11 protein-coding genes are annotated in these 11,035 nt (G+C 73.0%); 5 read left to right on the forward strand and 6 right to left on the reverse strand.

Annotated elements, in window-relative coordinates; all coding sequences use genetic code 11:
- Window positions 1-132: 132 nt before the first annotated feature.
- The 3 genes from E1289_RS18920 to E1289_RS18930 all read right to left on the reverse strand — a co-directional run bounded on the left by E1289_RS18920 (window position 133) and on the right by E1289_RS18930 (window position 4,560).
- Window positions 133-2,250 carry a SpoIIE family protein phosphatase gene (locus tag E1289_RS18920; RefSeq protein ID WP_131981932.1) on the reverse strand — a complete coding sequence of 706 codons (2,118 nt, stop codon included), beginning with the start codon at window positions 2,248-2,250 and terminating at the stop codon, window positions 133-135.
- Between the two features lie 134 nt (window positions 2,251-2,384).
- Window positions 2,385-2,981 carry a TetR/AcrR family transcriptional regulator gene (locus tag E1289_RS18925; protein ID WP_131981934.1) on the reverse strand — a complete coding sequence of 199 codons (597 nt, stop codon included), beginning with the start codon at window positions 2,979-2,981 and terminating at the stop codon, window positions 2,385-2,387.
- A 4-nt stretch (window positions 2,982-2,985) separates the two neighbouring features.
- Complete coding sequence (locus tag E1289_RS18930) at window positions 2,986-4,560, reverse strand: MFS transporter (RefSeq protein ID WP_131981936.1); 1,575 nt, start codon at window positions 4,558-4,560, stop codon at window positions 2,986-2,988.
- Between the two features lie 140 nt (window positions 4,561-4,700).
- Between E1289_RS18930 and panB the strand changes: the two genes are divergently transcribed.
- Window positions 4,701-5,552, forward strand: a complete 852-nt coding sequence (panB, locus tag E1289_RS18935) for a 3-methyl-2-oxobutanoate hydroxymethyltransferase (RefSeq protein ID WP_131981938.1) — start codon at window positions 4,701-4,703, stop codon at window positions 5,550-5,552.
- A gap of 79 nt (window positions 5,553-5,631) precedes the next feature.
- On the opposite strand, the gene E1289_RS18940 is transcribed toward panB, so the two are convergent.
- Both E1289_RS18940 and npdG read right to left on the reverse strand, forming a co-directional pair.
- Window positions 5,632-6,687: a potassium channel family protein gene (locus tag E1289_RS18940; protein ID WP_131981940.1), complete on the reverse strand. Its 1,056-nt coding sequence runs from the start codon at window positions 6,685-6,687 to the stop codon at window positions 5,632-5,634.
- Window positions 6,688-6,724: 37 nt separating this feature from the next.
- Window positions 6,725-7,417 (reverse strand): NADPH-dependent F420 reductase, encoded by a 693-nt coding sequence (gene npdG / locus E1289_RS18945; protein WP_131981942.1) that lies wholly within the window; start codon window positions 7,415-7,417, stop codon window positions 6,725-6,727.
- A 101-nt stretch (window positions 7,418-7,518) separates the two neighbouring features.
- On the opposite strand from npdG, the gene E1289_RS18950 reads away from it, so the two are divergent.
- Window positions 7,519-8,106: a hypothetical protein gene (locus E1289_RS18950; protein WP_207929032.1), complete on the forward strand. Its 588-nt coding sequence runs from the start codon at window positions 7,519-7,521 to the stop codon at window positions 8,104-8,106.
- A gap of 36 nt (window positions 8,107-8,142) precedes the next feature.
- Here E1289_RS18950 and E1289_RS18955 read toward each other — a convergent pair whose 3' ends face one another.
- On the reverse strand, window positions 8,143-8,322 hold the full coding sequence (locus E1289_RS18955) for a hypothetical protein (protein WP_131981946.1): 180 nt from the start codon (window positions 8,320-8,322) through the stop codon (window positions 8,143-8,145).
- Window positions 8,323-8,393: 71 nt separating this feature from the next.
- On the opposite strand from E1289_RS18955, the gene map reads away from it, so the two are divergent.
- Genes map through E1289_RS18970 form a run of 3 tightly spaced genes read left to right on the forward strand, consistent with a single transcriptional unit; the run spans window position 8,394 to window position 11,030 of the window.
- Window positions 8,394-9,245, forward strand: a complete 852-nt coding sequence (gene map / locus E1289_RS18960; RefSeq protein WP_131981948.1) for a type I methionyl aminopeptidase — start codon at window positions 8,394-8,396, stop codon at window positions 9,243-9,245.
- 59 nt (window positions 9,246-9,304) lie between these two features.
- Window positions 9,305-9,994: a helix-hairpin-helix domain-containing protein gene (locus E1289_RS18965; protein ID WP_131981950.1), complete on the forward strand. Its 690-nt coding sequence runs from the start codon at window positions 9,305-9,307 to the stop codon at window positions 9,992-9,994.
- 19 nt (window positions 9,995-10,013) lie between these two features.
- Window positions 10,014-11,030, forward strand: a complete 1,017-nt coding sequence (locus tag E1289_RS18970; protein ID WP_243712951.1) for a DNA polymerase ligase N-terminal domain-containing protein — start codon at window positions 10,014-10,016, stop codon at window positions 11,028-11,030.
- Window positions 11,031-11,035: the final 5 nt, after the last annotated feature.

Raw genomic sequence — 11,035 nt, forward strand, 5'->3', positions numbered from 1 at the left:
CCGTTTCACGAGACGCGGAGCGGATCGGGAAACGGTTCGCCGTGCGTAACGGGGGTTCCAGGGGGTCGCCCCCCTGGGCTGGCACTGTGCGCAACGGGGGTTCCAGGGGGTCGCCCGCCTGGGCTAGCACAGCTACTCCCGGTGGTGGTTTTCGCCGGGCCAGGTTTCGCCGGGCCAGCCGGAGACCTGCTCGGAGGCGTCGGGGTCGATGCCGGGGACGATCTGCTCGCACCAGACGACCTTGCCGGCGGCGGTGCGGCGGGTGCCCCAGCGGTGGGCGAGCTGGCTGACGACGAGGAGGCCGCGGCCGTTCTCGTCGTCGTCCTCGGCGCGGCGCAGGCGGGGCAGGGCCGCGGACCGGTCCAGGACCTCGCAGACGAGGGTGCGCTCCAGCAGGAGGCGCAGCTCGATCGGGCCGGGCGCGTAGCGGAGCGCGTTGGTGATCAGCTCGGAGGCGAGCAGCTCGGTGGTGTACTCCAGCTCCTCCAGGCCCCATTCCGCCAGCCGGGTGCGGACGAGGCCGCGGGCGCGGCGGACGGCGGCCGGGTCGGCGGGCAGCGTCCAGGAGGCGTAGCGGTCCTCGGGGAGGCGGCGCAGCCGGGCGATCAGGACGGCGATGTCGTCGCGGTGCTGGTCGGCGTACACGCCGGCGAGGGTGGCCTTGGCGAGGTCCTCCATCGGGCGGTCGGCGGAGTCCGGGCCGAAGATCCGTTGCAGGCGGGCGAGGCCGTCGTCGATGTCGCGGCCGCGGTTCTCGACGAGGCCGTCGGTGTAGATGACGAAGAGGCTGCCGTCCTCGACGGTGAACTCGCGGCTCTCGATGGCGGCGCCGCCGGCGACGCCGAGCGGCGGTGCCGGGGGGACCTGCAGGTACTCGCCTGCGCCGCCCGGGCTGGACAGCAGCGGCGGCAGGTGCCCGGCGGACGCGATCTCGATGGTGCCGGTCGTCGCGTCGTACACCGCGTACACGCAGGTGGCGAAGTGCGGTTCCTGCTCGCCCAGCTCGATCATCAGCTCGTGCATGACGTGCAGCGCGTCGGCGGGCGGCAGTTCCAGGTTGGCCAGCGTGTGCAGCGCGGTGCGGAGCCGTCCCATCGTGACGGCGGCGCGCACCCCGTGCCCGGCGACGTCGCCGACGATGAGGGCGACGCGGGCGCCGGGCAGCGCGATCGACTCGTACCAGTCGCCGCCGACCTCGACGAGCTTGCTGCCGGGCAGGTAGCGGTGCCTGACCTCGACCGAGGAGGGCGCCGACAGCCGGTTCGGCAGCAGGCTGCGCTGGAGGGCGAGCGCGGTGGCGCGCTCGCGGCTGAACAGCCGGGCGTTGTCGATGACGATCGCGGCGCGGGCGGCGAACTCCATGCCGATCTCGACGTCGTAGGCGTCGAACTTGCGGAACCCCGGGACGCGGGTACAGGCGATGAACCCGAGGAGGGTGTCGCGGGCGATCATCGGCAGCAGCACCATCGACACGTCCGACAGCAGCTCGCCCGCGGGGCCGCGCCGCCACCGCCGGGCGATCTCGGACGCGGCGTCCACGCTGACGTGCGCCAGGTGGACGGGCCGGGCCGTCTCCATGACCTGCCGGTACGGGGTGCCCTCGGGGAACACGAGGACCTCGCCGACGGGGAACGTGGCCGGCCACGCCGGGTTGCCGTCGTCGGAGCTGACGGCGATGCGGCGGAGCACGGCCGAGCCGGACTCGCTGTGCACCTCGTCGGCGGCGACCAGGCTCTCCAGCACCAGGACGGAGGCGGCGTTGCAGTAGTGCGGGACGACGACCTCGACGAGGCCGCGGGCGGACTGGTCCAGGTCGAGGGACGCGCCGAACCGGGTGACCTGGTCGTCCATCAGCGCGCGGCGCATGAGGGCCGGGTCCTGGTAGCGCTCGCTCGGCGGGAGCGCGACCCGCACGTACAGCAGGACCGCGGGCGCCGCGCCGGTGTCGCCGCCGACCATCGGCTGCGCGGTCACGACGGCGTCGGCGGACGTGCCGTCGCCGCGCAGCACCGTCATCACGCCGTTGCGCTCGTGCCCGACGTCGTTGGTCTCCAGCAGGGTCTCAAGGTCGGCCTTGGCCTCCTCCCCCACCAGGTCGGTGGCGGGGTGGCCGATGAGCTCCTCCGGGGCGCGTCCGAGGACGGCCCGCGCGTTGGGCCCGCACTGCACGATCCGCCGGGAACCGTCGATGCCCAGGACAAGGGTCCGGGATGCGGAATCGGTGGCGGGCGCATCGCCACGCGGCGCCATCACTGATCTCACCTGACGCGCTCCAGACAGCCGGTCGTCTACGCATTACCCAGCGCCAGTATGGGGCATGACACCGTTTCGATGGGAGAAGATCACGCTTACCAGGCCGAAAACCATTCAGCTTTTGCGCCGGATCACCGCTGCGCGTTCCCGATTCCCGTCAGCAGGGCGTCGACGACGGCCTCGGCGTAGCCCTCCGGGAACGTCTCCCGCGGCCTGCGCGGCGTGAGCGAGCCGACCAGCATCGACATCGCCACCTCGACGTCGAGGTCGGCCCGCAGCTCCCCGGTCGCGACGCCGCGCCGCAGCACGTCGCGGACGATCGCGCGCCGCGGCTCGATGATGTCCTTCTTGTAGCGGGCGTACAGCTCGGGGTGCTTCTCCGCGCTGCCGAGGACGTTGTAGAAGCACCGCAGGTGCCGGCCTCCCCGTTCGGCGGCCAGCGCGCGGGCGATCTCGGTGAGGTCCTCCCGGGCCGACACCCCGGCCGGCTCGGGCAGCGGCGCCTTCGCCGCGCCCAGCGCGTCCACGATCAGCGCCTCCTTGCTGGGCCAGCGGCGGTAGATGGTGGTCTTGCCGACGCCGGCGCGGGCCGCGACCGCCTCCATGGACACGCCCGCCACGCCGGACTCCCGGGCGAGCAGGTCGAGGGTCGCCTCCAGGATCGCCCTGTCGGCCCGCTCGCTGCGCGGCCGTCCCGGTGCCCGGCCGGTGGCCGCCGTCTCGCCCATGCCGTCAGACCCCCGCCTCCGCCCGCCGCCGTGGCGGCTCGTCCGCCGCGGCGGCGGGCTCGGGCTCGGCGGCGGCGCGCCCCGGCATCCACTTGAGGACGACCATGGCGGCGGCGAACGCGATGACGGCGGCGGCCGAGGACGCGATGTGCATGGCGTGCACGAACGCGGCGTTGGCGGGTTCGAGGAGGCCCTGGCCGGCGGTGCCCAGCCGGGCCGCGACGCCGTGCGCCCCCTCGATGGACTCGGCGGCGGTCTCCCGCGCGCCGGGCGGCAGCGTGCCGAGCTCGCCGCCGAGGTCGCGGCGGTAGACGGAGGCGACGATCGAGCCGAGCACGGCGACGCCCATCGCGACCGCGACCTGGCGGGCGACGTTGTTGAGGGCCGATCCGGCGCCCGCCTTCTCGCGGGGCAGCGCGGACATGACCGACTCGGTGGCGGCCGGCATCACGTGGGCCATCCCCACCCCCTGCACGAAGAAGATCACGCACAGGAACCACATCGGGGTGGCGGTGCCGAGGAGCTGGTAGCCCGCGAGCCCGCCGGCGACCAGCAGCAGCCCGGCCGTGCAGACGGCCTTGGCGCCGAAGCGGCGGACCATGGAGGCGCTGCGCGGGGAGAAGACGAGCTGGGCGACCGCGAACGGCACGACCATCGCGCCGGCCTCCATCGGGGACAGCCCGCGCACCGACTGCATGTAGAAGTTGGAGAAGAACAGCACGCCGGAGGCGGCGAAGAAGCACAGCGCGATGGCGGCGACGGCGGCCGAGAGCCGCGGATCCCTGAACAGCCGGACGTCGAACGCCGGGGAGTCGCTCCGGGCCTCGTGCCGGACGAACAGCGCGAGCACGGCGACACCCGCGAAGATCGGGCCGAGCACCGAGGCGGCCGCCCAGTCCCCCGTCTCACCGCCGCGGATGATGCCGTAGGAGAGGGAGACCAGGCCGATGACCGACAGCAGGACGCCGACCGGGTCGAGCCGTCCGGGATCGGGGTTGCGCGACTCGGGGACGAGGAACACCATCAGCGCGATGGCGGCCGTGATGACCGGCACGTTGATCAGGAAGACCGAGCCCCACCAGAAGTGCGCGAGCAGCAGGCCGCCGGTGAGCGGGCCGATGGCGACGGCGAGGCCGACCGCGCCCGCCCAGATGCCGATGGCGCGGCCCCGCTCGTGCGGCTCGAAGACGTTGGTGATGATCGAGAGCGTCTGCGGCATGACCGCGGCGCCGCCGAGGCCCATCAGGGCGCGGGCGTAGATGAGCTGGTCCGGGGACTGCGCGTAGGCCGACAGCAGCGAGGCGAGCGCGAACACCGCGAGGCCCCCGACGAGCACCCGCTTGCGGCCGATCCGGTCGCCGATGACGCCGAAGGTAAACAGCAGGCCGGCGAAGACCAGCGTGTAGGAGTTGATCGACCACTCGAGCTCGCTCTGCGTCGCGCCGAGGCCCTGATGCGGGTCCGCGATGGTCTTCAGCGCGACGTTGAGGATGGTGTTGTCGAGCACCACCACGAGCAGGCTCATGGTCAGCACGCCGAGGATGGCCCACCTGCGGCGCTGGATCGTGGGGGAGTCCATGACGATACGCAACGGTATCGTTTCGGAATTCATTCCCGGATATCCGGGAATGGCGGGGACTACCCGAATCGTTTTCGAAGTGGCACGATCGGTTCCGTCTGGGTACGCCACCGTGGCGCCTCAAGACCGGAGGTTCTCGCATGTCTTCATCTGCCGCACCCTCAGCGCAGCCGGCCGCACTCTACGGCGGCACGGGCGGGCGGAGGGTCACCGTACGCGACATCGCCGCCGCCAAGGAGCGGCGCGAGAAGTGGCCGATGCTCACCGCCTACGACGCGCTCACCGCGCGGATCTTCGACGAGGCCGGCATCCCCGTGCTGCTCGTCGGCGACTCCGCCGCGATGGTCGTGTACGGCTACGACTCGACCATCCCGGTGACCGTGGACGACCTGATCCCGCTGACCGCGGCCGTCGTCCGCGGCTCCGAGCGCGCCATGGTCGTCGCCGACCTGCCGTTCGGCTCCTACCAGACGGGCGTGCCCGAGGCGCTGACCGCCGCCACCCGGTTCCTCAAGGAGACCGGCGCGCACGCCGTCAAGCTGGAGGGCGGCCGCCGGATCCTCCCGCAGGCCGAGGCGATGGTCGCCGCCGGGATCCCGGTGATGGGCCACCTCGGCCTCACCCCCCAGTCGGTGAACGTCTTCGGCGGGTACCGGGTGCAGGGGCGCGGGCAGGACGGCGAGGAGCTGATGGCGGACGCCAAGGCCCTCGAAGCGGCGGGGGCGTTCTCCGTCGTCCTCGAATGCGTCCCCGAGGACCTCGCGGCCCGCGTCACCTCGTCCCTGTCCATCCCGACGATCGGCATCGGCGGCGGCAACCAGACCGACGCGCAGGTCCTCGTCTGGCAGGACATGGCCGGGCTCACCCCGCGCACCGCGAAGTTCGTCAAGAAGTTCGCCGACATGAACGGCCTGCTCAGCGACGCCGCGCGCAGCTACGCGGAGGAGGTCGTGAACGGCACCTACCCGGCGCCGGAGCACTCCTACCACTAGCTACAAGTCCCCTTGACACGGACGGAGAGGGCCGGACCCGCACGGGTCCGGCCCTCCTCCCTGTCCGTGGAGGCCGCCGTCACGTGGCGGCCGGGTCGGCGGCGGACGCCCCCGCCTGCCTCTTCGAGCGAACGATGATCAGCCGGTCGCCGGCCGCGAGCGACCCGCACACGGGGTGGTCGAACGGCAGCAGCCGGCCGTCCCGCACCACCGCGAGGACCGGTTCCCGCACCGCCCCGACCGGCCCGCCGATCTCGTCCGCGAGCACGTCGCGCTCGGCCAGGTCCAGGCCGCTGCCCTGGTCGAGCAGGTCCTCGATGACCTGGCCGACGTTCGGCTGGCTGGTGGACACCCCGAGCAGCCGCCCGGCCGCCTCCGAGGACGTCACCACGTGGTCGGCGCCGGACTGCCGCAGCAGCGGGACGTTCTCCGACTCGCGCACCGACGCCAGGATCGCGGCGTCCGGGTTGAGCTGCCGCGCCGTGAGCGTGACCAGGACCGCCGTGTCGTCGCGGGCGCTGGCCACCACGACCTCCCGCGCCCGCTGGACCGCCGCCTGCCGGAGCACCGAGCTGCGGGTGGCGTCCCCGACGATGCCGACGAACCCGGCCTCCGCCGCCTCGGCGACGACCCGGGGGTCGGGGTCGACGACGACGATCGACTCGCGGCTCACGCCGGTGCTGAGCAGGGTCTTGATGGCGCTGCGGCCCTTGGTGCCGTAGCCGGCCACCACGATGTGGTCGCGCACGCGTGTCCTCCAGCGGGCCTTGCGCCAGTCGTCGCGGGTCCGTTCCGCCAGCACCTCAAGGGTGGTGCCGACGAGGACGATGAGGAACAGTACCCGCACGGGCGTGATGAAGAGGATGTTGACCAGCCGGGCCGCCTCGGTGACCGGCGCGATGTCACCGTAGCCGGTGGTCGACATGGTCACGGTGGCGTAGTAGAAGGCGTCGAGCAGCGACACCGTCCCGTCGACGCCGTCGCTGTACCCGTCGCGGTCGGCGTACACGACGGCCACCGCGGCGAAGAGCAGCAGCAGGGCGAAGCCGACCCGCTGCGCCACGGCGCGCAGCGGCCCCGTCCTGGCCGAGGGCAGCAGGACGAGCGGTCCCCGCACCGCTTCCGGATCGTTCACGCTCGGCACCGTACCGGCCCGGACGAGCGGCCCGAGATCAAATGTCGGTGATCCGCAGCCCGGCGTGCGCCTTGTAGCGGCGGTTCATCGAGATGAGGTTGGCGGTGAACGCCTCGATCTGGCGGGCGTTATGCAGCCTGCCGCCGTAGACGCCGCGCATGCCGGGAATCCGGCCGGCGAGTGCCTGGACGAGGTCGGTCGCCTCGCGGTCGTTGCCGAGGACGAGCACGTCCAGCTCCATCTCGCCGACCTCGGGGTCGAGCAGCAGCCTCGCCGAGACGTGGTGGAAGGCGGCGACAACGCGGCTGCCGGTCAGCACGGCGGCGGCCTGCTCGGCGGCGCTGCCCTCCTCGACGGGCAGCGCGAACGCGCCCTTGCCCTTCTCGAACCCGAGCGGGTTCACGCAGTCGACGACGATCTTGCCGGCCAGCTCGGCACGCAGCGACTCCAGGGTGGCCTTGTGGCCCTCCCACGGCACCGCGATGATCACGACGTCGGACTCCCCCGCGGCGACCGCGTTCTCCGCACCGGACACGGAGAGGTCCGCGCCGAGGTCCTCGGCGGCCTCCCGCGCGCGCTCGGCCTTGCGGGAGCCGATCGTCACCCGGTGCCCGGCGAGCGCGAACCGGCGCGCGAGCCCCTTGCCCTGGTCCCCGGTGCCGCCGAGGATGCCGATGGACAGGCCGGTCACGTCCGGAAGGTCATAGGGCGTCTTCTGCTGCTCAGTCATGCGGCCGAGTCTGCCAGGCGGCGCCGGGGCCGCCGCGTCCCGGGTTCCCGCATCGCGGAACCGCCCTGCCCAGGGCGTTCGGTTGCGGCACCATGGTCCCCGTGGACGCCGAGCAGATCATCATGTTGCGCGAGGTGCTGTCGGCCACGGGCTGGCTGGAGCGGACGCGGGAGTTCGGCCGCGCGCTGCGGGTCACGTCCCGGACCCCGGGCGGGCTGCTGCTGGTCGGCACGCCCGGCGACGACCCGTGGCACCTGGCGGCCCACCTCGACGACGAGAGCCGCCTCGGCGACGTCCCCGGCCTCGCCCCCACGCTGGTGCGGTGGCGTCCGCCGGCGGACGCGCCGCCGCATCTGAGGGTCGGGCTGGAGCGGCTCGAAGCGGCCCGGCGCGGCGAGACGCTGTTCGTCGTCGCCGAGGACGACGCGCCCGTCCCGCTGCTGGAGCGGGTGGACGACGCGCGCCGCACCGGCGCCACCGTCCTCGCCCTGGAGGGCGGCGACCGGGAGCTGCGGGGCCTCGCCCACGAGTCGCTGACGGTCCCGCCGCGGGAGGCCCTCCTGTCGTTCGACGGCGCCCAGCATCTGGTCAGCGCGGCCGCTGGGCAGGAGCCCGCGAGGAGTCCCCGCGGGCTCCGGCACCGCCTCGCCAGGCTCCTCGACACGGTCGCGGGCCCGACGGTCGACTAGCAGGTGGTCGACCAGGCGCGGCCGGCCAGGGGCCGGCTAGTCTTCGCCGTTGTCGCGGCGCCACGCCTCGTTGCGCTCGCGCGCCAGGGCGAGGGCGCCCGCCGCGGCGCTCTCGGACTCGTAGGGGCCCATCCGGTCCTTGTCGGGGCATCCGGGCCCGTGCTCGACCTTCATGTGCTTCAGGCAGAACCACCAGTCACCGCCGTCACCGGCCATCGGCGCTCCTCTCGATCGTGCGCTCGGCACGGGATTCGTTGCCGCGATCCCGCTGACTACACTCCATCACTATGACGACCCAGCTACTCCGGCCCGGCCGCGTTTCGCCCATGCGCAAGGTCCCGTCGAGCATTCCTCGTCCGGAGTACGTGGGGAAGAAGCGCCCGAAGACCGGTGAGCCCGACGTCAAGTCACCCGAGATCATCGAGCGGATGCGGGTGGCGGGGAGGATCGCCGCGCAGGCGCTCGATGAGGTGGGCCGGCACGTCCGGCCCGGCGTCACGACCGACGAGCTCGACGCCATCGGGCACGAGTTCCTGCTCGACCACGGCGCCTACCCGTCCACGCTCGGCTACCGCGGCTTCCCCAAGTCGCTGTGCACCTCGATCAACGAGGTGATCTGCCACGGCATCCCGGACGACACCGTCCTGCGCGACGGCGACATCATCAACGTCGACATCACCGCGTTCATCGACGGCGTCCACGGCGACACCGACGCGACGTTCCTCTGCGGCGACGTCGACGAGGAGTCGCGGCTGCTGGTGGAGCGCACCCGGGAGGCGGCCATGCGGGGCATCCGCGCGGTCAAGCCGGGCCGGGCGCTGAACGTGATCGGGCGGGTCATCGAGTCCTACGCCAAGCGGTTCGGGTACGGGGTCGTGCGCGACTTCACCGGCCACGGGATCGGCACGACGTTCCACTCCGGGCTGGTCGTCCCCCACTACGACGACCCGTCCGCGACGACGATCATCGAGCCGGGGATGACGTTCACGGTCGAGCCGATGCTGACGCTCGGCACCCACGACTACGACATCTGGAAGGACGGCTGGACCGTCGTCACCAAGGACCGCAAGCGCACGGCGCAGTTCGAGCACACGCTGCTGGTGACCGAAGACGGCCACGAAATCCTCACCCTGCCGTGACAGAGCCCTTGATCTAGAGTCCGATTCGCCCAAACATCCGGCCGGGAGACTCTCTAGAGATGAACGCCCCAGCGCCGTACGAGCCGCGGGTTCCGTCCGACAGCATGCCCCCGGGGCGCGCGGCGCTGAGCGTCACCTGGGCGGCGCTGCCGTTCCTGACCCTCGGCTACGCCACGCCGTTCACGTTCGCGGCGGCGGCGCTGTGGCGGCGAAGCCTGCACCTGATGGTGTCGACGGCCGCCTACGTCGGTGTCTTCGCGCTGATGCTGTACCTGCTGCCCGGCATCGGCGAGGACGACGGCACCGAGCGCACGGTCGGCATGCTGCTGTTCGTCCTCGCGGTGGTGGGCTGCGCGCACGCGTTCATCATCCGGCGCCGCGTGTTCGACCCGCACGGGCTGTCGGCGGTCGACAACGAGGCCGTCGTGGAGCGCGTGAAGCGGCAGCGGCTGCTGCGGGACAAGGCGCGGGAACTGGCCGCCGCGGACCCCGGCCTCGCCAAGGAACTGCGGATCGGCCGACCCGACCTGCCGCGCCAGTACAACGACGGCGGGCTGGTCGACGTCAACCACGCCCCGGTGGAGGCGCTGACCCTGCTGCCCGGCATCACGCCGGAGCTGGCGCGGACGATCGAGCGGGTGCGCGCCGATGCGGGCGGCTTCGTGTCCGCCGAGGAGCTGTCCGCGTTGGCGGGCCTGCCGCCGTCCCTCACCGGCGACGTCGCCGACTACGCCGTCTTCATCCGCTGATCTCGGGTACGAACCGGGCGTGACCCCGAAGAAGCGGAACAAGGACGCCGGCCCCCTGGCGGAGTACCGCGGGAAGCGCGACGCGGGGCGGACCCCCGAACCCGTGCCCGACGGCGAGGCGCTGCCGCGCGGGGACGACGACACGTTCGTCGTCCAGGAGCACCACGCGAGGAGCCTGCACTGGGATCTGCGGCTCGAACGGGACGGGGTGCTCGTGTCGTGGGCCGTGCCGAAGGGCCTGCCGTGGAGCCCGGACACCGACCACCTCGCCGTGCACACCGAGGACCATCCGCTGGAGTACGCCACGTTCGAGGGCGAGATCCCGCGCGGCGAGTACGGCGCCGGAAAGATGGTCATCTGGGACCGGGGGACGTACGAGACGGAGAAGTGGTCCGAGCGCGAGGTGAAGGTCGTCATCCACGGCTCGCGGGTGTCCGGCCGGTACGTGCTGTTCCGGACCCGCGGCCGGAACTGGATGATCCACCGGATGGACCCGCCGGCGGACCCGGACGCCGAGCCGCTGCCGGAGTCGCTGCTCCCGATGCGCCCGGAGCGGCGGGCCCGGCTGCCCCGCGACCAGGCCGCGTGGGGTTTCGAGTTCGCGTGGGACGGCAGGCGCATGCCCGCCTACGTCGAGGGCGGCCGGACGCGGTTCACCGACGGCCGGGGCCGCGCCGTGGACGGCCCCGGCGCGCTGGGCTCCCGCCTCGGCGCCGCGCTGGGCGCCCGGCCCGCCCTGCTGGACGGCGAACTCGCCGTCGTCGGCGGACGCGAGATCTACATGGTCTACGACGTCCTGCACCTGGACGGCCGCCCGCTGCTGGACGCCCCCTACCAGGACCGCCGGGAGACGCTCGACGACCTCGGGCTGTCGGGTCCGCTGTGGCAGACCGCCCCCTGGTTCCCCGGCGACGGCGACGCCGTCCGCGAGGCCGCGGGCGAGCAGGGACTGCCCGGCATCGTCGCCAAGCGCCTGGACTCCCGGTACGAGCCGGGCGAGGAGTCCGGCGCCTGGCGCTTCGTCCCCTCCCGGTAGCCCTC

Origin of the sequence: Actinomadura sp. 6K520 (assembly GCF_004349245.1) — a bacterium.
Classification (GTDB): Bacteria; Actinomycetota; Actinomycetes; order Streptosporangiales; family Streptosporangiaceae; genus Spirillospora.